The sequence below is a fragment of the Variovorax sp. OV329 genome (assembly GCF_900114785.1).
Lineage (GTDB): Bacteria > Pseudomonadota > Gammaproteobacteria > Burkholderiales > Burkholderiaceae_C > Variovorax.
Window position 1 is genome coordinate 200215 of record NZ_FOUG01000002.1, and the last position, 21987, is coordinate 222201.

The following is a 21987-nucleotide window of genomic DNA, read 5'->3' on the forward strand; positions in this document are numbered from 1 at the left end:
CGCCGCATGATCGCCGCCCTGCGCCATCGCATCGACGGCTGGTTCCTCTCGCGCCGGCCGCCTTCCGACCGCCTGGAGCTCACGCAGCGCAACGTCTACATCCTGCCCACCAAGGCGGGATGGCTGCTGGGCCTGACCTTGCTGGTGCTGCTGATCGCCTCGATCAACTACCAGCTCAACCTGGGCTACCTGCTCACCTTCCTGCTGGCCGGCAGCGTGGCGGTGGGCATGCACGTGTGCCACGGCACGCTGCGCGGGCTGGCCATGCACCTGCTGCCGCCCGAGCCGCAGTTCGCCGGCGCCGCCGCCGTGCTGCGCGTGGTGCTGGACAACGCGCGGCGCAGTGCCCGCTACGGCATCGGCATGGCGGTGCGCGGCAGCGGCGCATGGGCCTGGTGCGACGTGCCGGCGCAAGGCAGCAGCACGCTGGACATCGCCTTCAAGCCCGAGCACCGCGGCCTGCACCCGGTGCCGCCCTTCACCGCCGAGACGCGCTTTCCGCTTGGCACTTTCCGCGTCTGGACAGTGTGGCGGCCGGCCGCGCGGGTGCTGGTCTACCCTGCTCCCGAAGCGCATCCGCCGCCGCTGCCGCCGGGCGAGCCGCGCAGCGATGCCGGCCAGGTCGGCGGCGCGCGCGCGCAGCATGCCGGCGAGTACGACGGCATCCGCGCCTATCGCCGCGGCGATCCGCTCAAGATGGTGGCGTGGAAGAAGGTGGCCCGCGCCGAGGCCACAGGCTCGGACGACCTCTTCAGCCGCGACACGCAGCAGGCGCAGCGCCAGGAGCTGTGGCTGGACGCCCAGCACTGCGGGCTGCCTGAACACGAGGCGCGCTTGTCGCGCCTGTGCGCCTGGGTGCTGATGGCCGACAAGCTGGGCCTGGACTACGGCCTGCGTGTGGCTGGCCGCCAGGTCGCCCCCTCGCAGGGGGAGGCGCACAAGCGTCAATGCCTGGAGCTGCTGGCCACATGCTGAGTTCCACTCTCACGCCCGGCACGAAGACCGCGCGGCTGTCCACCCTGCCGCGCGAATCGCGCGACACGCTCTTCCTGCTGGGCGTGATCGCGGTCGTCGTGCTGCCGCAGGCCGGCAACCTGCCCTGGTGGTGCACGGCGCTCACCGCGGTCATCCTGTTCTGGCGCGGGACGCTGGCGTTCAATTCGCAGCCGCTGCCCAGTCGCTGGTGGCTCGTTGGCCTGCTGGCGATCGCCTTGGGCGCCACCGCCCTCACCCACCGAACGCTGCTGGGCCGCGATGCCGGCGTCACGCTGGTGGTGCTGCTGCTGGCGCTCAAGACCCTGGAACTGCGTGCGCGGCGCGACGCCTTCGTGGTGTTCTTCCTGGGCTTCTTCGCGATGCTCACGAACTTCTTCTACTCGCAGTCACTGCTGACGGCGATGGCGATGCTGGTGGCACTGCTGGGCCTGCTGACCGCACTGGTCAATGCGCACATGCCGGTGGGCCGGCCCCCGCTGTGGCAATCGGCGCGCATGGCCGCGCGCATGGCCCTGCTGGGCGCGCCGGTCATGCTGGCGCTGTTCGTGCTGTTCCCGCGCATGGCGCCGCTGTGGGGCACGCCCAGCGATGCGATGAGCGGGCGCACCGGCCTGTCCAACAACATGCGGGTGGGCGCTGTCGCCGAGCTCGCGCTCGACGACAGCATCGCTGCCCGCGTCGAATTCGACGGCGATCGAGTCCCTGCGCAGCGGGACATGTATTTCCGGGGCCCGGTGCTTGCGCAGTTCGACGGCCGCGAATGGAATGCCCTGCCCGCCTGGCAATTGGGGCGCCTGCCACCCGACCTGCGCGTGCAGGGCGACCCGGTGCGCTACCAGATCACCCTGGAGCCCAGCCAGCGCCCCTGGCTGCTGACCCTGGACGTCGCGCCCAACCCGCCGCAGGTCACCGGGATGGCGCCGCCTCGCCAGACGCCCGACCTGCAATGGATCGCCGAGCGCCCGACGCGCGACATGCTGCGCTACCGTGCCGAGAGCTACCCGCAGTTCCGCAGCGGCCCGCTGGAGCGCGTGCCGGGCCTGGCCGCCTACACGCAACTGCCGCCGGACAACAACCCCCGCACCGCGGAACTCGCCCAGCAGCTGCGCACCGCCCAGGGCGCCGACACGCGCGCGCTCGTGCGCACCGTGCTCGAGCGCCTGCGCACCGGCGGCTACAGCTACACGCTGGAGCCGGGCGAGTACGGCGAGCACACCGCCGACGAATTCTGGTTCGACCGCAAGGCGGGCTTCTGCGAGCACATCGCCTCGGCCTTCGTGGTGCTGATGCGCGCGGCCGACGTGCCTGCGCGCATCGTCACCGGCTTCCAGGGCGGCGATCGCAATTCGGTGGACGGCGTCTGGACCCTGCGCAACAGAGATGCCCATGCCTGGGCCGAAGTCTGGGTGTCAGGCGAAGGCTGGGTGCGCGTGGACCCCACCGGCGCCATCTCGCCCGACCGCGTCGGCGCCTTCCGGCGCCTGGCGGTGCCGCAGGGGGTGCTGGCCGGCGCCATCGGCGCGATGAATCCCACGCTGCTGCAGAACGTCCGCGCGACCTGGGAGGCGATCAACAACGGCTGGAACCAGTGGGTGCTCAACTACACGCAGGGGCGCCAGCTGGACCTGCTCAAGGACATCGGCTTCAGCGCGCCCAGTCCGCAGGACCTGGTGACGCTGCTGCTGGGCCTGCTGGTCACGGCCAGCCTGGCCGGCGCGCTCTGGACCTTGTGGGAGCGCCAGCGGCAGGACCCGTGGCTGCGCCTCTTGTCCAACGCCCGCGCCCGGCTGCAGCGGGCCGGGCTGACGCTGCCCGACTCCGCGCCGCCGCGCGAGATCGCGCGCCAGGTGCGCGAGCGCTTCGGTGCCGCGCAGGCCGAGGCCGTGCGCGAGATCGACGAATGGCTGCTGCGCCTGGAGCGCCAGCGCTACAGCCCGCAGCCCGCGCAGGGCCTGGCGGCCTTGCGTGCGGAATTCGCACGCTTGCGCTGGCCTCGGTGAAACGGCGTGTGAAGTCGGACGGGGGCGTTGTGGACGGACGGCACAATCGGCCGATGCGCCGCCGCCCCATCCGCACGACCCTCGCCCTCGCCTCATTGCTGGTGCTCGCCGTCATCGGCGGCCCCAGTGCCACCGCCGCCGAGCCCAAGCGCAAGAACGCGTCGCCTCCTGCTGCCAAGAAGCCGCCCACGCGGCCTTCCGTCGCGGCCACTGGCGCGCTCTACGCCACGCGCGACGACGCGATGCGCTTCGCCGACGAGATCGCGCAGCGCCGCAACCTGGACCGCGAATGGGTGCGCAGCACCATCGGCGCCGCCCGCTACCTGCCCAACGTGCCGCGCCTCATGCTGCCGGCCCAGGGCGGCGCGCCCAAGAACTGGCGCGTGTACCGCGGCCGCTTCATCGACCCGGTGCGCATCGCTGCCGGCGTGCGCTTCTGGCGCGCCAACGCACCGGCGCTGGAGCGTGCCGAGCGCGAGTTCGGCGTGCCGGCCGAGATCATTGTGGGCATCATCGGCGTGGAGACCATCTACGGCCGCAACATGGGCAGCTTCCGCGTCATCGACGCGCTGGCCACCCTTTCCTTCGATTTCCCCGACGGGCACCCGCGCGCCGCCGAGCGCGTGGCCTTCTTCCGCGGCGAGCTGGAAAGCTTCCTGAGCACCGAGAGCCGCACTGCCGAAGATCCGCTCGCGCCACTGGGCAGCTACGCGGGCGCCATGGGCATGCCCCAGTTCATGCCCAGCAGCATCGCGAAGTACGCCATCGACTACGACGGCAACGGCCGCATCGACCTGGTGGGCAGCCCCACCGATGTGATCGGCTCCGTGGCCAACTACTTCAAGGCCTTCGGCTGGCAGCCCGGCCAGCCGGCAATCTTCCCCGTGAGCTTCGACGAGAGCCGACTGAAGAAGCCGGTGCTGCTCGCGCCCGACATCCTGCCCACCTTCAGTGCCGACAGCTTCGTCGCCGCCGGCGCGGTGCTCCCGGCCAACGCGCAGAACTACCCCGGCCTGCTCGCACTGATCGAGCTGCAGAACGGCTACGACACGCCCACCTACGTGGCCGGCACGAAGAACTTCTACGTCATCACCCGCTACAACTGGAGCGCCTACTACGCCATGTCGGTGCTGGAGCTGGGCGAGGAAGTGAAGGCGGCGCTCGGTTCCGGGCTCTGACACAAGACACCGCCGCCATGCACCTTCTTCTACTGAGCAACTCCCGCAGCCCCGAGGGCCACTACCTGCAGCACGCACTCGAGGCCGTCGCGGAGATCGCCGGCTCGCGCAAGCGCGCGGTGTTCGTGCCCTTCGCCGGCGTGACCATCGAGTGGGACGCCTACACCGAGCGCGTGCAGGAGGCCCTGGCCTCCCTGCCCCTGGAAATCGAAGGCATCCACCGCGCTGCCAATGCGCATGCGGCGCTCGATGCGGCCGAGCTCATCCTCGTGGGCGGGGGCAACACTTTCGCGCTGCTCAAGGAATGCCGCGAGCGCGGCCTGCTGCCGCGCATCGCGGCGCGGGTGCGCGAGCAGCAGGTGCCCTATATCGGCTGGAGCGCCGGCTCCAACCTGGCCTGCCCTTCGATCCGCACCACCAACGACATGCCGGTCGTCGAGCCGGGCGGCTTCGACGCGCTGGGGCTGGTGCCCTTCCAGCTCAATCCCCACTACACCAACGAGCTGCCCGCCGGCCACCAGGGCGAGACGCGCGACCAGCGCCTGGCCGAATTCCTCGTGGCCAATCCGGCGGCCAAGGTGCTGGGCCTGCCCGAGGGCGACTGGCTGCGCGTGAGTCCCCAGGGCGTGCAGTTGCACGGGCCCAAGCCTGCGCGCCTGTTCCGTGCCGGCCAGCCGGTGCAGGACTTCGACGCGGCGGCCTTCCTGCCGCTCTGAAGCCCGGACCTCAGCCTGCCTGGACGCCTGGCTCGCCCGAGCCGGCAATGGCCCGCGCATCGCGAAGTTCCGCCCGCACCACCACCAGCACGCCGGCCACCACCAGTACCAGGCCTGCAAAGGCCATGGCCCCGGGCCGCTCGCCCAGCACCAGCGTGGCGAGCGTGAAGGCCACCACCGGCTCGAACAGCGCCAGGGTGACGCCCGTGGCGGCCGAGATGTGGCGCAGCGCATGACTGAACAGCAGGTAGGCCACGCCGGCAGTGACCACGCCCACATAAAGCGCGGCCCACAAGTCCGCCGCCACGGGCGTGGGCGTGCCGCCCTCGATCCAGGCGGCGGGCAGGGCCACCACCGCGGCCACGGTGAAGGCGCTCAGGGTGGCCCTTGCCGCGCCCACCTCGCGCACCAGCGACTTGTTGATCAGCGTGTAGACCGCATAGGACAGGCCCGCGACAAGGCACAGCCCGATGCCCGCCGTGCTCAGCGCATGGCCGGCACTGCCGCTGGACAGCGTCATCAGCGCGCCACCGCCCACGGCAGCGACCGTGCCGATCCACCAGCGCAGCGAAGGCAGCTGGCGCGACACCAGCGCCTGCAGCATGCCGGCCCAGAGCGGGCCGCTGCCCAGGGCGATGGCGGTGCCCAGGCCGACGCCGGTCAGCCGCACGCCCGCGAAGAAGGCCAGGTTGTAGACCGCCATGCACAGGCCCGCGCCCAGCACGCCCGGCCAGGGCAAGGGTGCGCCGGCGTGCGCGAGGCCGCTCGGCCCGCGCCGCGTGCTCCAGGCATAGAGGCCGAAGAAGGCCGAGGCCACCGCCAGCCGCAGCGCGCCGAACCAGCCGGCACTCAGCTGGCCCTCGGCCAGGCTCTGGGAGGTGCCGGTGGTTCCCCACAGGGCGGCGGCGGCCAGCACCATGGCCACGCCGAGTCCGGGACGGATCTGCATGCCCCATCGTGCGCCCTGGCGGCCCGCCAAATGTCGAGAAACTCTCGTCCTGCGGCGACGGGCGAGCGCCTCAGGCGCGCAGGCCGCGGGCACCCGTGCCGCGCTCGCGCCGCAGCGCGAAGGCCAGCGCACTGGCGCTGGCGTAGCCCACCTGCAGCGCTGCCGACTCCAGCGAGAGGCCGGCTCGCAGCAGGCGCTGCGCCTCGTCCAGCCGGCGACGCCGCACGAAGGCGGCCGGCGCCATGCCGCTGAGCTCGACGAAGCGCGCATGAAAGCGCTGCGGACTCAGCTGGCACAGCGCCGCGAGCCGCGCGGTGCTCCAGTCGCCGTGCAATTCACCGTCCACGCGCTCCTGCAGCAGGGCCAGGTCGATGGGCCGGCGCTGCAGCAGGGTGTCGGCGCCGGCCAGTTCGTCCACCGCGGCGGCCACGTCCAGCGCGGCGCCCTGGCCTTTCCAGTGCGTCGGTGGTGCAAACCTTCGGATGCGGCCCAGGCCGGCGCGCATCGGGCTTTCGATGACCAGCACGCTGGCCGGTGCCTCCGCCAGGTAGCCATGCGCCACGCCGGCCGGCACGATCAGGCCGCAGGCGGCGTCGACGTAGGCGGCGCGGCCATCGAGTTCCAGTTCCAGCCGGCCGCTCAGGCCGACCAGCACCTGCGCATGCTCATGCTCGTGCGCGCCGTATCCGCCGGTGTAGCGGCGCAGCGAGGCTTCGGCGTGGTCGAGCGTGGCGTGGGTCATGGGCAGGCCTGCACTCTAGGGGACGGTGGCCACCCCGCGCAACCGCGCGGCACATCGGCGGCCCCACCCGCAGCTTCGCCTCAGCTGAAGCTGCTTCGCCCCAGCACCTTGCCGGACGCATCCACCAGCAGCCCCTCGCCCATCGAGGTCGCCTCACCAGCGAAGGCACTGATGTTGACCTGGTGCGTCACCCACACCTCGAAGCGGCCGGCGCCGATGCGCGACAGCCGCTCGAGCAGCAACAGCCGCGCCTCGTCGCGCGCCTCGCCGCGGCCGAAGCTGGAATCGAGCGGCGCCCACGGCTCTTGGCGTCCGAAGGCAAGCTGGGCGGTGTCGATGCAGCGGCACCAGGCGCTGCTGAGCACGGCCGAGGGTTGCAGCCCGCGCTCGCGGAACCAGGCGCCGGTGGCGCGCGACTGCGCCCTGCCCGCCTCGCTCAGGTTTCGCTGCGTGGCGCACTGCCCCATGACGAATCCCGGCGGGTCGCCCACGCCGGGATCGGTCTGTCCGTGTCGCATCAGGATCGCGCAGCGGCCGCTGCGAAGGCGCGCCGCCAGGTCCTGCACCGGCTGGGCCGTGGCCGCGAGGGGCCAGGCCGCGATCGATAGAAGAAGGGTTCGCCGCTGTTGAAACATGGTGCGCCACTATGCGTGGCGCACCGACCCCGATGCAAGCAGGGGCGTCGTCAGACGCCTTCCACCGCGGTCGCTGGCGGAGCGCCTTCGACTTCTGTCATCTTCTTCTTGCCGCGGTTGCGCAGGAAGCTCACCAGTTGCCACACGGCGATCGCGGTGATCACGCCCAGCAGCGTGGCGCTGATCGGCCGCGTGACGAAGGGCGCGAAGCTGCCGCGGCTGATGAGCATGGCGCGGCGGAAGTTCTCTTCCAGCATCGGCCCCAGGATGAAGCCCAGCAGCAATGGCGCCGGCTCCATGCCCAAGCGCAGGAACAGGTAGCCCACGCCGCCGAACACCGCGGTGGTGTAGAGGTCGTCCAGGTTGTTGTTGATGCTGAAGGTGCCCACGCAGCAGAAGAACAGGATGCAGGGGAACAGCACGGTGTAGGGGATCTTGAACACCGACAGCCAGTAGCGCACCAGCGGCACGTTCAGCACCACCAGGAACACGTTGCCCACCCACATGCTGGCCACCAGGCCCCAGAACAGGTCGGCGTGGGTCGAGATCATGTTCGGGCCAGGTTGAACGCCCTTGATGATGAAGGCCGCCAGCATCAGCGCCATGACCGGGTTCTCGGGAATGCCGATGGCCATGAGCGGGATGAAGCTGGTGCGAGCCGCTGCCTCGTCGGCCGCCGCCTGGCCTGCCACGCCTTCGATGGCACCGGTGCCGATCTCGTCGCGGTGCTTGGAGAAGCGCTTGTCCGCCGCATAGGCCGCGAACTGGGCAATGGTCGGGCCGCCGCCGGGCAGGATGCCCAGCACCGAGCCGATCACGCTGCCGCGCAGCGCGCTCGGGATGATGCGCTTGAACTCCGGCCAGGTGGGCATCAGCTTGATCTTGCCGTTGAAAGGCGTGTGCGTGCTCTTGTTGTCCAGGTTCTTCACCACCTCGGCGATGCCGAAGCAGCCCAGCGCGATGCTGATGAGGCCGATGCCGTCCGTGAGGAAGGTGAAGCCCATGGTGAAGCGCTCGACGCCGCTGTTGACGTCGGTGCCCACCACGCCCAGCAGCACGCCGATCATGGCCATGGCCAGGCCGTTGAGCATGTTGCCGCCCGAGACGAAACTCACGCAGAAGAAGCCCAGCAGCATCAGCGCGCAATAGTCGGCGGGGCCGAACAGCAGGCCCACTTCGCCAAGCGCCGGGGCAAGCGTGGACAGCACCACGATGGCGACGGTGCCGCCGATGAAGCTCGATATGCCGGCAGTGAAGAGCGCCAGGCCCGTCTTGCCCTTGAGCGTCATCGCGTAGCCGTCGATGCAGGCCACGATGCTGCTCGCGTGCGGGATCTTCATCGTGATCGCGCTCACGCTGTCGCCATACTGCGCGCCGTAGTAGATGCCGGCCAGCATGATCAGGGCGCCGCCGGTGGGGATGGAATAGGTCAGCGGCAGCAGCAAGCTGATGGTGGACAGCGGGCCCAGGCCGGGCAACAGGCCGATGAGCGTGCCCACCACGCAGCCGATGGCGCAGTACAGCAGGTTCTGCAGGGTCAGCGCGTGCTCGAAGCCGAACGCCAGGTTGTGAAAGAGTTCCATGGCGTCGATCTCAATACAGGGGCAGGTTCAGACCCAGAAGGTCGCGGAAGCCAAAGGCGACGATCACCAGGCCGATCGCGATCTTCAGATTGCGCTTGAGCGAGTAGGAGGTGCCGGCCAGGGTGCTGAAGAAGGCCAGGAACACGATCGCCGCGAGCATGTTGATGAACTGCGAGATCAGCGCGAAGCCGACGAAGCTCAGCAAGATGATCGAGATGTTCCTGACGTTGTAGTCCAGCGTCTCGAAGGGCATGACGCGCGTGGTCAGCACCGTGATGGCGCCGATGAGGAACAGGATGCTGCTGATGATCAGCGGGAACAGGCCGGCGCCGGCGCGGCTGAGGTCGCCCAGCTGGTAGCGGAACGAATTCAGTCCGAACAGCAGCGCGATGCCCATGAGGACCAGGCCTCGGACCAGGACACGGTTCATGAAGGGGTCTCCTCGCGATGCGAAGAGCGCAGCGATGTACAGGGGCTCACGTTGTTGTCTCCAGGTGATGTGTTCTCGCTCGGTGGGCCGCCTTGGACCATGGGCGAGGCTGCGGCGAAGCTTAGAAAGCGAGGCTTCCAAACGGCTTTCGTTTCACCTTGGGGAGTGCGAAATACGTGTTATCACTAACAGTGGGGAGGCCCCTCGTGGCACCCCTGTCACGCAGTGGACAGCGGTACTTCCGGGCCTGCGGCAATCGCTTCAGCACGAGCGCGCGGCGCGCGCGGTTCGCACTCAGTTCACGCTGGCAGGCGCGCCCTCAGCCAGCGGCAATTGCAGGATCGCGCGCAGCCCTTTGCCGCCGTGGCCTTGTGCGTCGGCGAGCACGATGTCGCCGCCGTTGCGCCTGGCATAGGCGCGTGCAATGGCCAGCCCCAGCCCGGTGCTGGAGCCACGCGAGCCCTTGCCCTCGCCGCCCTGGCGGAAGCGCCCGAACACCTCGTCGCGCCGCTCCGGTGCGATGCCGGGCCCGTCGTCGCTCACCTCGGCCTGCGCCTGGCCGTTCGCGATGCTCACCCGCACGGTGATGTGGCCCCCTTCGGGCGTGTGGGCGATGGCGTTGTGGACCAGGTTGGCCAGTACCTCGTGCAGTTCGGGTGCGCTGGCGCGAACGGGGACGGCAGGCGGCGTGGCGACCGGCGGCTCGTCAGATGCGGCGGCCTCTTCCTCCTCGAGGGCAGCATCGGCTTCCTCGTCGTCCTCGCCGTCCACGGGCATGCGTTCATCGCCCGGCGGATCGCGCACATCGATCCAGCCCAGGTCCTGCTCCTTCTCGTGCGCCAGCTGCAGGTGCTGCAGCACCACGTCGCGGGCGATCGCGTTGAGGTCCGCCACCGGGTGCGATCCGGCGGCAGGCGCCACTTCGCTGGCGTGCGCCAGGGAGAGAAGCTGCTCCGACAGGCGCCGGCTGCGCTCGAGCTGGGTCACCATCGCGCGCAGGGTGGTCCGCATCTGCGCCGGCTCCTTCTCGCGCAGCGCCACGCTGGCCTGGGTGAGCATGATGGCCAGCGGCGTGCGCAGCTGGTGCGAGGCATCGGCGAGGAACTGCGACTGCGCATCCAGCAGCTCGCGGTAGCTGGCGACCTGCTCGTTGATGGCATCCACCAGCGGCGCCACTTCGCGTGGCACGCCCGCCAGGGTCAGCGGCTGGGGCGCCTGCCCGCGGCGCGCGCGCACCTCGCGGCGCAGCCGGCGCAAAGGCCGCAGCGACCAGGTCACGCCCAGCGCCACCAGCACCACGACCAGCACCACCATGCGCGCATCGCGCACCAGCGCCTGGCGCAGGGCGGCGCTTTCGGCCACGGCGCGCGGCTTGGTGCCTTCGGCTGCCTGCACCGTCACGGTCCAGGGTCGGCCCTGGCCGTCGCGCAGTTCGCTGCGCAGCGCCAGCATGCGCACCTCGTTGCCCCGGTAGACGCTGTCGTACCACTGCGGATCGGCTCCGCCACCTCCGGCTCCGGGCGGCGGCAGGTCGGCATCGCCCATCAGCAATTGCGCAGGGGCGCTGCGGTCCAGCGGCGCGATGTCCACATGCAGGTGCTTGTGTTCGGCGCTGCCGGACTCGAACAAGGCGAGCACCTGCGCCGCGCTGCTGTCCAGGCGCAGCGTGCCGTCCGGCCCAGCCACCACGCTGCGCTGCAGGGCGCGCCCCGTGTCCAGCATGGCCTGGTCATAGCCGGCCTGCACCTGCGTGCGCAGCGCGCCCAGGTCGTTCCAGCTGTCGAAGGCCAGCAGGGCCAGGATGCAGGGAATCAGCAGCGTGAGCAGCCGCGCGCGGATGCCGAAACGCGCGCCCCGCTGCTCAGGCGTCGCCGTGGCCATGCTTCACGCTCTCCAGCATGTAGCCCAGGCCGCGCACGGTGACGATACGCACATCCGCGCCGGCCAGCTTGCGCCGCAGCCGGTGCAGCACCAGCTCGATGGCGTCGGGGCCGGCATTGCTGGCGGTGGGAAAGACCTTGTGCGAGAGCTGCGCCTTCTCCACCGGCGTGCCGGCGCGCGTCAGCAGCACCGACAGCGCAGCGCTTTCGCGCGGGGTGAGCGAGAGCAGCTCGCCGTCCAGGGTAAATGCCTTGCTGCCATGCGCGCGGACCAGGGAGCCGCATTGCAGCGCCGGCTGCGCAGCGCTGCCGCGGCTGCGCCGCACCAGGGCCTCCAGCCGGGCTTCCAGTTCCTCGACGGCGAAGGGCTTGGTGAGGAAATCGTCGGCGCCGGTGTTCAGGCCCTTGATGCGATCCTGCAGCGAACCCTGGGCCGTGAGCACCAGCACCGGCGTGCGGTTGCCGGCGTTGCGCATCTCGGCCAGGATGGACAGCCCGTGCTTGTCGGGCAGGCGCAGGTCCAGCACCACCGCGTCGTATTCGCCCACGGCCAGCAGCGATTCGGCGCTGGCGGCATCGGGGGCATGGTCGCAGACATAGCCGGTCTGCTTGAAGGCGCGCATCAACCAGGCGGCCATCTCGGCTTCGTCTTCGACCAACAGGAGGCGCATGGGCTAGCAGAGTGTTCGGGAATCGGCCCGGAGTTCAGCGGCCCCGGGCCGGGGCCGTGGGGCCCGATTCTGGCAGCAGTTGCGCGGCACCGCCCCGCGCCGCGCAACCGCTCAGCCAGCGCCGGTCAGCGAACCCGGCCTTCCTTCCAGGCCGTCAGCAGCTTGTTGTAGTCGATGGTCTCGCCCTTGGGCTTCTCGTTGGCCAGCTTCTTCCACGGTGCATGCTGGTCGCTCAGCCACTTGCCCGGATCGCTCTTGGGATTGAGCTTGGGCGCGCACTTGGCCATGCCGGCGCGCTCCAGGCGGGACATCACCTGGTCCATCTCCTCGGCCAGGTTGTCCATGGCCTTCTGCGGCGTCTTCTCGCCAGTGACCGCCTCGGCCACGTTCTTCCACCACAGCTGCGCCAGCTTGGGGTAGTCAGGCACGTTGGTGCCGGTGGGCGTCCAGGCCACGCGGGCGGGGCTGCGGTAGAACTCCACCAGGCCGCCCAGCTTGGGCGCCATGTCGGTCATGGCCTTGCTCTGGATGTCGGACTCGCGGATCGGGGTCAGGCCCACGATGGTCTTCTTCAGCGAGGTGGTCTTGGCGGTGATGAACTGCGCGTACAGCCAGGCCGCGGCCGTCTTGTTGGCGTCGTGGCCGGAGAAGAAGGTCCAGCTGCCCACGTCCTGGTAGCCGTTCTGCATGCCCTGCTTCCAGTACGGGCCGTTGGGGCCGGGCGCCATGCGCCACTTGGGCGTGCCGTCCGAGTTCACCACCGGCAGGCCGGCCTTGGTCATGTCCGCGGTGAAGGCGGTGTACCAGAAGATCTGCTGCGCGATCTGGCCCTGCGCGGGCACCGGGCCGGCCTCGCCGAAGGTCATGCCGGTGGCTTCCTTGGGCGCGTACTTCTTCATCCAGTCCACGTACTTGGTCAGCGCATACACCGCGGCCGGCGAGTTGGTGGCGCCGCCGCGCGAGACCGAGGCACCCACCGGCGTGCACTTGTCGTCCGCCACGCGGATGCCCCACTCGTCCACCGGCATGCCATTGGGGATGCCCTTGTCGGCGGTGCCGGCCATGGACAGCCAGGCATCGGTAAAGCGCCAGCCCAGCGACGGGTCCTTCTTGCCGTAGTCCATGTGGCCGTAGATGGGCTTGCCGTCCAGGTTCTTCACGTCGACGGAGAAGAACTCGGCGATGTCCTCGTAGGCGCTCCAGTTCAGCGGCACGCCCAGGTCGTAGCCGTACTTGGCCTTGAACTTGTCCTTCAGGTCCTGGCGCGCGAACAGGTCGGCGCGGAACCAGTAGAGGTTGGCGAACTGCTGGTCGGGCAGCTGGTAGAGCTTGCCATCGGGCGCGGTGGTGAAGCTGGTGCCGATGAAGTCCTTGATGTCCAGCCCCGGGTTGGTGAACTCCTTGCCCGCACCGGCCATGTAGTCGGTCAGGTTCATGATCTTGCCGTAGCGGTAGTGCGTGCCGATCAGGTCGGAGTCGCTGATCCAGCCGTCGTAGATCGACTTGCCCGACTGCATGGAGGTCTGCAGCTTCTCGACCACGTCGCCTTCCTGGATCAGGTCGTGCTTCACGGTGATGCCGGTGATCTCGGCGAAGGCCTTGGCCAGCGTCTTCGATTCGTACTCGTGCGTGGTGATGGTCTCGGACACCACCGAGATCTCGTTGATGCCCTTGGCCTTGAGCTTGGCCGCGGCGTCGATGAACCACTTCATCTCCGCAGCCTGCTGGTCCTTGCTGAGCGTGGAGGGCTGGAACTCGCTGTCGATCCACTTCTTGGCCTCGGCCTCGCCGGCCCAGGCGGCCTGTCCGGCGCACAGGGCTGCAGCGGCCAATGCCAGTGCGGTGTGGCGCATCTTCATAGCAATGTCTCCTCGTTGGTGCTGCCCCTTGCCTTGGTATTCAAATCGGCTCCGGGGCAGCTTGGAGCCGGATCCGAATGACGAGTGCTCTCAGCCCTTGCGCATGACCAGCAGCAGCACGGCCATCGACAGCGCGAAGCCCCACCAGATGGACGGCTCGGCCTCCAGGGCCAGCCACTCCTGCAGCTTGCCGGCCAGGCCCACGAAGGCCAGGTTGACGTAGGCGGCGGCCAGCAGGCCGATGAAGAGCCGGTCGCCGCGCGTGGTCTCCATGGGCAGCCAGCCGCGCCGCAGGGTGGTGGGCGACCGGATCTCCCAGATCGTCATGCCCACCAGCGCCAGCGCGATGCAGGAAAAGAAAATGGCCACGGGCGTGGTCCAGACCATCCAGTCGAGCATGTCAGACCCTCCCCATCGCGAAACCCTTCGCGATGTAGTGCCGAACGAACCAGATCACGATCGCGCCCGGCACGATGGTGAGCACGCCGGCCGCCGCCAGCGTGGCCCAGTCCATGCCCGAGGCGCTCACCGTGCGCGTCATGGTCGCCACGATGGGCTTGGCGTTCACGCTGGTGAGCGTGCGCGCCAGCAGCAGCTCCACCCAGCTGAACATGAAGCAGAAGAAGGCCGCCACGCCCACGCCCGCCTTGATAAGCGGCAGGAAGATGGTGAGGAAGAAGCGCGGGAAGGAGTAGCCGTCGATGTAGGCCGTCTCGTCGATCTCGCGCGGGATGCCGCTCATGAAGCCTTCCAGGATCCACACCGCCAGCGGCACGTTGAACAGCAGGTGCGCCAGCGCCACGCCCAGGTGCGTGTCCATGAGGCCCACCGTGGTGTAGAGCTGGAAGAAGGGCAGCAGGAACACAGCCGGCGGCGTCATCCGGTTGGTGAGCAGCCAGAAGAACACGTGCTTGTCGCCCAGGAAGGAGTAGCGCGAGAAGGCATAGGCCGCCGGCAGCGCCACCGTGAGCGAGATCACCGTGTTGATGCACACGTAGATCAGGCTGTTGATGTAGCCCGAGTACCAGGACGCGTCGGTGAAGATGCGCCTGTAGTTGGCCCAGGTGAACTCGACCGGGAAGAAGGAGAAGCTGGACAGGATCTCCTCGTTGGTCTTGAAGCTCATGTTGATCATCCAGTAGATGGGCAACAGGGCGAAGACGATGTAGAGCACCAGGAAGATGCTGCGAAGGCGAAAGCGGTTCTCGTTCATGGCGATGCCTCCGTCCTCATTCCTGCGGCCGCGTGTCCTGCGTGCCCACGCGCTGCATCCAGTTGTAGAGCACGAAGCACAGCAGCAGGATGATGAGGAAGTAGATCAGCGAGAAGGCCGCCGCCGGCCCCAGGTCGAACTGGCCGACCGCCTTCTGCGTGAGGTACTGGCTCAGGAAGGTGGTGGCATTGCCCGGGCCGCCGCCGGTGAGCACGAAGGGCTCGGTGTAGATCATGAAGCTGTCCATGAAGCGCAGCAGCACCGCGATCATGAGCACGCCGCGCATCTTGGGCAGCTGGATGTAGCGGAACACGGCGAACTTGCTGGCCCCGTCGATGCGCGCGGCCTGGTAGTAGGCGTCGGGAATGGCGCGCAGGCCGGCGAAGCACAGCAGCGCCACCAGCGGCGTCCAGTGCCACACGTCCATCACCAGCACGGTGAGCCATGCGTGCGTGGCATTGCCGGTGTAGTTGTAGTCGATGCCCATGCGCTGCAGCATGTGGCCCAGGAGGCCGATGTCGGCGCGGCCGTAGATCTGCCAGATGGTGCCCACCACGTTCCACGGCACCAGCAGTGACAGCGCCACCACCACGAGCAGCGCCGAGGCCTTCCAGCCGGTGGCCGGCATCGACAAGGCCAGCGCGATGCCCAGCGGAATCTCCACCACCAGCACCGCCAGCGAGAAACCCAGCTGGCGCAGGAGCGCCGAATGCAGCTCGTCGTCGCGCATCACCGCGGCGAACCATTCGGTGCCCACGAAGACGCGGCGCTCGGGCGAGATGATGTCCTGCACCGAGTAGTTCACCACCGTCATCAGCGGCAGGATGGCCGAGAAGGCCACGCAGATGAACACCGGCAGCACCAGCAGCCAGGCCTTCTGGTTGAGCGGCTTGGTCGTCGGGTTCATGTGACGAGCTCCTCGTTGCGATAAAAGCAGGTGTGCAGGTCCAGCACGCGCAGCCAGACGGCCTCGCCCACCGCCGGGACCTCGTCGCCGTCGGACAGGCGCGCGCGCAGCGTCACGCCGTCGGCCTGGGCGGTCAGCAGCGTGTAGGTACCGACGTCCTGCACCCGCGTGACGGTGGCGGGCACCGCGCCGTGGCCGTGCATGGGCGCCAGGCGCAGGTACTCGGGACGGATGCCGACCTTGAGCGCGCCCTCGGGCAGCGGCCGGGTCAGGTCGAGCCTGGCGCCCGCCAGGCGCAGTTGCCCGCCGCTGTTCTCGGCCGCGATGAAGTTCATGCCGGGCGAGCCGATGAAGTGACCCACGAAGGTATGGGCGGGCCGCTCGAACAGCGCCTCCGCATTGCCCACCTGCACGGCCTTGCCGCGGGTCATCACCACCACCTCGTCGGCGAAGGTGAGCGCCTCCACCTGGTCGTGCGTGACGTAGATCAGCGTGAGCTTGAGCTCGTGGTGGATCTGCTTGAGCTTGCGCCGCAGCTGCCACTTCAGGTGCGGGTCGATCACCGTCAGCGGCTCGTCGAAGAGCACCGCCGACACGTCCTCGCGCACCAGGCCGCGGCCCAGCGAGATCTTCTGCTTGGCATCGGCCGCCAGGCCCGCCGCGCGCTGGTTGAGCTGGCCCGACAGCTCCAGCATCTCGGCGATGCGGCCCACGCGCTGGCGGATGCGGTCTTCGGGCACCTTGCGGTTTCGCAGCGGAAAGGCCAGGTTCTGCGCCACCGTCATGGTGTCGTAGATCACCGGGAACTGGAACACCTGGGCGATGTTGCGCTCCTGCGGCGTGGCGCGGGTCACGTCCTTGTCGTCGAACCTGACCGTGCCCTGCGAGGGCGTGAGCAGGCCCGAGATGATGTTGAGCATCGTCGTCTTGCCGCAGCCCGAGGGGCCCAGCAATGCATAGGCGCCGCCGTCGCGGAAGCTCATCTTCAGCGGCAGCAGCGCATAGTCGCTGTCCTGCTTCGGGTCGGGCCCGTAGGCATGGGCCAGGTCGAGGTCGATGCGCGCCATGGTGTCAGCTTTCCTTGCGCCACTGGGGCGCCAGCACGAGCTGGCCGGCGCCGTCGAACACATAGACGCTGTCCAGCCCGAAGCTGAGCAGCACCGACTCGCCCAGCCCGAAGCGGTGCACGCCGGTGAGCTGTGCCACCAGGTCGCCGGCCGCGCATTGCAGGTGCACGTAGGTGTCGGAGCCGGAGATCTCCGCCAGCTCCACCCGGGCCGGCAGGCTCACGTGGCCGTCGCCACCGCGCACCGCGAGGGCGCTGGCGCGCAGGCCCACGGTGACGGCGCCTTCCAGACCGTGCGGCAGCGCCATGGGCAGCAGCACGCCGCCGTCCAGCTGCACGCCGCCGGCGCTGGAGCGCCCGGCCAGCAGGTTCATCGGCGGGTCGCTGAAGGCGCGCGCCACGCGCAGCGACTTCGGCTCGTGGAAGACCTCGACGGTGGGCCCGTACTGCAGCAGCTCGCCCGCATCCATCACCGCGGTGTAGCCGCCCAGCAGCAAGGCCTCGCCCGGCTCCGTCGTCGCGTAGATCACGGTGGAATCGCCGCTGGCGAAGAGCAGGCTCAGCTCCTCGCGCAATTCCTCGCGCAGCTTGTAGTCGAGGTTCACCAGGGGCTCGTCCAGCAGCATCAGCGGCGCGCTCTTGGCCAGGGCCCGCGCCAGCGCCACGCGCTGCTGCTGGCCGCCCGACAGCTCGGCGGGGTAGCGCTCCAAAAAGGCGCCGATGTGCAGCTTCTCGGCCAGCTCGGCCACGCGCTCGCCCACACGCGCCTCGCCCCGCAGCTTGAGCGGCGAGGCAATGTTCTCGGCCACCGTCAGGGAGGGGTAGTTGATGAACTGCTGGTACACCATGGCCACGTTGCGCTGGCGCACCGGCACGCCGGTGACGTCCTCCTTGTTGACCCACACCTTGCCGGTGGTTGGCGCGTCCAGCCCGGCCATCAGCCGCATGAGGCTGGTCTTGCCGGCCTGGGTCGCGCCCAGCAGCACGGTGACCGCACCGCTTTCCGGCGCGATGCTCTGCTCGTACAACCAGGTCTGGGCGCCCACCTTCTTGGTGACGCGCTCAAGGCTGAGCTGCAAGAGGTGCCTCCTTCCGTTGCTGCGCCGCCGGGGCGGCATGGGTGCGCATCCATTCGTCGACCTGCGCGCGGGCCTGCGGCGTGAGGTGCAGGCCCAGCTTGGAACGGCGCCAGAGCACGTCCTGGCCGCTGGTCGCCCATTCCTCGCGCTGCAGGTAGCGCAGTTCGCTTTCGTACAGGCCGGGCGCCACCTGCTCGCCCAGGTCGGCCATGGACCTGGCGTCACCGATGATCTTTTCCACCCGCGTGCCGTAGGCCCGCGCCAGGCGCCGGCCCAGCGCGCCGCCCAGCCAGGGGTAGCGGGCGTGCAGCGCGTCGACGAAGCGCTCGAAATCGGCATCGGGCCGGCTGGCTGCGCCGATCCATGGCGAGAGGTCGCCGCCGGCGAGGAAGGCGCCTTCGGTCCAGGCCGGCCGCGCTTCGCCCAGCATGCGGGCCACCTCGTCGGCCGCGTCCTCGGCCAGCTTGCGGAAGGTGGTGATCTTGCCGCCCCACACCGACAGCAGGGGCGCGGCGCCGGTGTTGGATTCGAGCAGGTAGTCGCGCGTGACGGCCGACGGATCACCCGAGGCATCGTCCAGCAGCGGCCGCACGCCGGAATAAGTCCACACCACGTCGGCCTTGGTGATCGGCTTGGCGAAGTAGCGGCTGGCCTGCACGCACAGGTAGTCGATCTCGTCCTGGCTGATCTTCGCGGCGCCGGGGTCGTCGCCCTCGATCTCGATGTCGGTCGTGCCGATCAGCGTGAAGCTGTCCTGGTAGGGAATGGCGAAGATGATCCGCTTGTCGGGGTTCTGGAAGATGTAGGCATGGGCGTGCGTGAAGATGCGCGGCACCACGATGTGGCTGCCCTTGACCAGCCGCAGGCTCTTGGTGGCCAGCGCCTCGCCGGCGGCCGGCCGCGCCACGCCGCGCAGGAAGGACTCGGCCCAGGGCCCGGCCGCGTTGACCACCGCACGCGCCCGCAGCTCGCGTCGGCCTTCGGGGCCTTCGAGCGTGACGTTCCAGCCGCCGGCCTCGCGCAGGGCGCTGGTGCAGCGGGTGCGGGTGAGCACCTGCGCGCCGCGCTCGCGCGCATCGATGGCGTTGAGCACCACCAGGCGTGCGTCGTCCACCCAGCCGTCGGAGTAGACGAAGCCGCGCTTGAATTCCTTCTTGAGCGCTGCGCCGGCCACATGCTCGCGCAGGTCGATGCCGCGCGAGGGCGGCAGCACCTCGCGCCTGGCCAGGTGGTCGTACATGAACAGGCCGATGCGGATCATCCAGGCCGGCCGCTGGGCCGGGTCGTGCGGCATCACGAAGCGCAGCGGCCACATGATGTGCGGCGCGCTCTTGAGCAGCACCTCCCGCTCCTGCAGCGCCTTGCGCACCAGCGAGAACTCGTAGTACTCCAGGTAGCGCAGTCCGCCGTGGATGAGCTTGGTGGACGAGGAGGAGGTGTGCGCGGCCAGGTCGTCCTTCTCGCACAGCACCACCTTGAAGCCGCGGCCGGCCAGGTCGCGCGCGATGCCGCAGCCGTTGATGCCGCCGCCGACGATCAGCACGTCGCAGCGTTCACGGTCTTCAGGTTGCGAAGAAGAAGGAACTGAACTCACCGAAGGCTCCCCATTCCTTTGTGTGCTTTTGCCAGCAGTGGCTGGCGTATGCGGTTCGTATTTTTTCATTTTGATTCTCCGGAACGCTATTTTCCCTGGGGTTTACCCAAACTCAGATTCGTTTTGTTTCGTTTTAAAGTCCAGCGAACCGCGGCTGCGGCAGCCGCGCCTGTTCGAATGGCCCTGCAAAACTCCAATCCGCGCCAGATCAACCTGCTGGACACCGTACGTTCGCGCGGTTCCGTGACAGTGGAGCAACTGGCCGACATGCTGGGCGTCACCCTGCAGACGGTGCGCCGCGACGTGCAGCGCCTGGCCGACGCCGGCCTGCTCACCCGCTTCCACGGCGGGGTGCGCGTGCCCAGCTCCACCATCGAGAACATCGGCTACCAGCAGCGCGAGACCCTGCATGCCGAGGGCAAGTCGCGCATCGCACGGGCCGTGGCCGCCAAGGTCCCCAACGGCTGCTCGCTGATCCTGAACATCGGCACCACCACCGAGGCGGTGGCCAAGGCATTGATGCGCCACAGCGGCCTGCGCGTCATCACCAACAACCTGCACGTGGCGAACATTCTTTCGGGCAACCCGGACTGCGAGGTGATCGTGGCGGGCGGCTCGGTGCGCCCGCGCGACCGCGCCATCGTGGGCGAGGCCACGGTGGACTTCATCCGCCAGTTCAGGGTGGACATCGCACTCATCGGCATCTCCAGCATCGAGTCGGACGGGAGCCTGCGCGACTTCGACCTGCGCGAGGTGAAGGTGGCGCAGACCATCATCTCGCAGGCGCGCGAGGTGTGGCTGGCGGCCGACCACAGCAAGTTCAACCGGCCGGCGATGGTGCAACTGGCAGACCTGTCGCAGATCGACTGCCTGTTCACCGACGCCGATCCGCCACCGCCCTTCCCCGAACTGCTGGAGCGCGCCCAGGTCCGCCTGGAGATCGCCAAAGCCTGATCCAATCATCGCCATGACCTACCTGCTCGCACTCGACCAAGGCACTTCCAGCTCGCGCAGCATCGTGTTCGACGAGACGGGCCACATCGTGGCCATGGCGCAGCGCGAGCTGACGCAGATCTACCCGCAGCCCGGCCGGGTCGAGCACGACCCGATGGAGATCTGGACCAGCCAGATCGAGACCGCGCGCGAGGCGCTGGCCAAGGCGAAGCTGCAGGCCAGGGACATCCGCGCCATCGGCATCACCAACCAGCGCGAGACCACCGTGCTGTGGAACCGCAAGACCGGCCGCCCGGTGCACCACGCCATCGTCTGGCAGGACCGCCGCGCCGAGCCCCTGTGCGCGCAGCTGCGGGAGGAGGGCCTGGAAGGTACCATCCGCGAGAAGACCGGCCTGGTGATCGACGCCTACTTCTCCGCCACCAAGCTGCGCTGGCTGCTGGACAACGTGCCCGGCGTGCGCGCGCAGGCCGAGGCCGGCGAGCTGGCCTTCGGCACCGTCGACAGCTGGCTCATCTGGCAGCTCACCGGCGGCAAGGTGCACGTCACCGACGTCAGCAACGCCTCGCGCACCATGCTCTTCAACGTGCACCACAACACGTGGGACGAAGAACTGCTGCGCGCCCTCAAGATTCCCGCTTCGCTGATGCCGCAGGTCAAGCCCTCCAGCGCGCACTTCGCCGACACCGACGCGGCCCTGCTCGGCGGCTCGCTGCCGGTGGGCGGCGTGGCCGGCGACCAGCAGAGCGCCCTCTTCGGCCAGGCCTGCTTCCAGGCCGGCATGGCCAAGAACACCTACGGCACCGGCTGCTTCCTGCTGATGCACACGGGCAAGGAATTCCAGCCTTCGCACAACGGCCTGCTCGTCACCAGCGCGGCGCAGATCGATGCGACCCCGCAGTACGCCATGGAAGGCAGCGTGTTCGTCGGCGGCGCCGTGGTGCAGTGGCTGCGCGACGGGCTCAAGGCCATCCCGGGCAGCGCGCAGGTGCAGTCGCTGGCCGAGAGCGTGCCCGATGCCGGCGGCGTGATGATGGTGCCGGCCTTCACCGGCCTGGGCGCGCCCTACTGGGACGCGGATGCGCGCGGCATCATCACCGGACTCACGCGCGGCACCACGCTGGGCCACATCGCCCGCGCGGCGCTGGAGAGCATCGCCTACCAGAGCGCCGCATTGCTGCAGGCCATGAGCCGCGATGCGGTGGCCGCCGGCGGCGCCCCGGTGGCCGAGCTGCGGGTGGATGGCGGCGCCAGCGTCAACGACCTGCTGATGCAGTTCCAGGCCGACCTGCTGGGGATCCCGGTGGTGCGGCCCGAGGTGACCGAGACCACGGCCCAGGGCGCCGCCTACCTCGCCGGGCTGTCCTGTGGCGTGTATGGCGACGTGTCGCAGTTGTCGAGGCAGTGGAAGGTGGAGCGGCGCTTCATGCCCACCTGGAGCCGCGAGCGTTCCGAGGCGGCCATGGGGCGCTGGGAGCGCGCGGTGCGGCAGGCGACTGCGAACTGAGCGCTGCCTATGAAAGCGCCCTACAGTA

At 69.2% G+C, this 21987-nt stretch carries 20 protein-coding genes; 6 read left to right on the plus strand and 14 right to left on the minus strand.

What is annotated here, in order from left to right; genetic code table 11:
• Positions 1-6 precede the first annotated feature (6 nt).
• From BM345_RS03690 to pepE, 4 genes are read left to right on the plus strand one after another with little or no spacing between them, the layout of a single operon-like run.
• Entirely contained in the window at positions 7-975 is a 969-nt protein-coding gene (locus BM345_RS03690; protein WP_093375670.1) for a DUF58 domain-containing protein, read from the plus strand.
• Positions 969-2996 carry a transglutaminase TgpA family protein gene (locus BM345_RS03695; RefSeq protein ID WP_093375672.1) on the plus strand — a complete coding sequence of 676 codons (2028 nt, stop codon included), beginning with the start codon at positions 969-971 and terminating at the stop codon, positions 2994-2996. Before BM345_RS03690 ends, BM345_RS03695 begins: the two co-directional genes overlap by 7 nt.
• A 53-nt stretch (positions 2997-3049) precedes the next feature.
• Positions 3050-4174, plus strand: a complete 1125-nt coding sequence (gene mltB / locus BM345_RS03700; RefSeq protein ID WP_093375674.1) for a lytic murein transglycosylase B — start codon at positions 3050-3052, stop codon at positions 4172-4174.
• 17 nt (positions 4175-4191) lie between these two features.
• A complete protein-coding gene (pepE, locus tag BM345_RS03705) occupies positions 4192-4890 on the plus strand; it encodes a dipeptidase PepE (protein ID WP_093375676.1) in 699 nt (232 codons plus the stop codon).
• Between the two features lie 10 nt (positions 4891-4900).
• Here the strand turns inward: pepE and BM345_RS03710 are convergent, their stop codons facing one another.
• From BM345_RS03710 to glpD, 14 genes are all read right to left on the minus strand, one after another.
• On the minus strand, positions 4901-5839 hold the full coding sequence (locus BM345_RS03710) for a DMT family transporter (protein WP_093375678.1): 939 nt from the start codon (positions 5837-5839) through the stop codon (positions 4901-4903).
• 70 nt (positions 5840-5909) lie between these two features.
• Positions 5910-6581, minus strand: a complete 672-nt coding sequence (locus BM345_RS03715; RefSeq protein WP_093375680.1) for a helix-turn-helix transcriptional regulator — start codon at positions 6579-6581, stop codon at positions 5910-5912.
• An 80-nt stretch (positions 6582-6661) separates the two neighbouring features.
• On the minus strand, positions 6662-7216 hold the full coding sequence (locus BM345_RS03720) for a histidine phosphatase family protein (protein WP_093375682.1): 555 nt from the start codon (positions 7214-7216) through the stop codon (positions 6662-6664).
• A 50-nt stretch (positions 7217-7266) separates the two neighbouring features.
• Entirely contained in the window at positions 7267-8799 is a 1533-nt protein-coding gene (locus BM345_RS03725) for a tripartite tricarboxylate transporter permease (protein WP_093375684.1), read from the minus strand.
• Positions 8800-8809: 10 nt separating this feature from the next.
• On the minus strand, positions 8810-9229 hold the full coding sequence (locus BM345_RS03730) for a tripartite tricarboxylate transporter TctB family protein (protein ID WP_254789506.1): 420 nt from the start codon (positions 9227-9229) through the stop codon (positions 8810-8812).
• A 294-nt stretch (positions 9230-9523) separates the two neighbouring features.
• Complete coding sequence (locus BM345_RS03735) at positions 9524-11110, minus strand: sensor histidine kinase (RefSeq protein WP_093375686.1); 1587 nt, start codon at positions 11108-11110, stop codon at positions 9524-9526.
• Positions 11091-11780 (minus strand): response regulator, encoded by a 690-nt coding sequence (locus BM345_RS03740; RefSeq protein ID WP_093375688.1) that lies wholly within the window; start codon positions 11778-11780, stop codon positions 11091-11093. The genes BM345_RS03735 and BM345_RS03740 overlap by 20 nt, the downstream gene beginning before the upstream one ends.
• 125 nt (positions 11781-11905) lie before the next feature.
• A complete protein-coding gene (locus BM345_RS03745) occupies positions 11906-13639 on the minus strand; it encodes an ABC transporter substrate-binding protein (protein ID WP_093375690.1) in 1734 nt (577 codons plus the stop codon).
• Positions 13640-13729: 90 nt separating this feature from the next.
• A complete protein-coding gene (locus BM345_RS03750) occupies positions 13730-14038 on the minus strand; it encodes a DUF2160 domain-containing protein (protein WP_093375692.1) in 309 nt (102 codons plus the stop codon).
• 1 nt (position 14039) lies between these two features.
• Positions 14040-14852 carry a carbohydrate ABC transporter permease gene (locus tag BM345_RS03755; protein WP_093375694.1) on the minus strand — a complete coding sequence of 271 codons (813 nt, stop codon included), beginning with the start codon at positions 14850-14852 and terminating at the stop codon, positions 14040-14042.
• 16 nt (positions 14853-14868) lie between these two features.
• The gene (locus tag BM345_RS03760) at positions 14869-15759 is read right to left on the minus strand and encodes a carbohydrate ABC transporter permease (protein WP_093375696.1); all 891 of its coding nucleotides are present in this window, start codon (positions 15757-15759) and stop codon (positions 14869-14871) included.
• The gene (locus BM345_RS03765; RefSeq protein ID WP_093375698.1) at positions 15756-16826 is read right to left on the minus strand and encodes an ABC transporter ATP-binding protein; all 1071 of its coding nucleotides are present in this window, start codon (positions 16824-16826) and stop codon (positions 15756-15758) included. Before BM345_RS03765 ends, BM345_RS03760 begins: the two co-directional genes overlap by 4 nt.
• Before the next feature lie 4 nt (positions 16827-16830).
• Positions 16831-17904: an ABC transporter ATP-binding protein gene (locus BM345_RS03770; protein ID WP_093375700.1), complete on the minus strand. Its 1074-nt coding sequence runs from the start codon at positions 17902-17904 to the stop codon at positions 16831-16833.
• Positions 17888-19498, minus strand: coding sequence for a glycerol-3-phosphate dehydrogenase (gene glpD, locus BM345_RS03775; protein ID WP_254789508.1), 1611 nt, complete (start codon positions 19496-19498; stop codon positions 17888-17890). Before glpD ends, BM345_RS03770 begins: the two co-directional genes overlap by 17 nt.
• 177 nt (positions 19499-19675) lie before the next feature.
• Between glpD and BM345_RS03780 the strand changes: the two genes are divergently transcribed.
• Both BM345_RS03780 and glpK read left to right on the plus strand, forming a co-directional pair.
• Positions 19676-20452 (plus strand): DeoR/GlpR family DNA-binding transcription regulator, encoded by a 777-nt coding sequence (locus BM345_RS03780; RefSeq protein WP_093375704.1) that lies wholly within the window; start codon positions 19676-19678, stop codon positions 20450-20452.
• 13 nt (positions 20453-20465) lie between these two features.
• Complete coding sequence (gene glpK / locus BM345_RS03785) at positions 20466-21959, plus strand: glycerol kinase GlpK (RefSeq protein ID WP_093375706.1); 1494 nt, start codon at positions 20466-20468, stop codon at positions 21957-21959.
• Positions 21960-21987 lie beyond the last annotated feature (28 nt).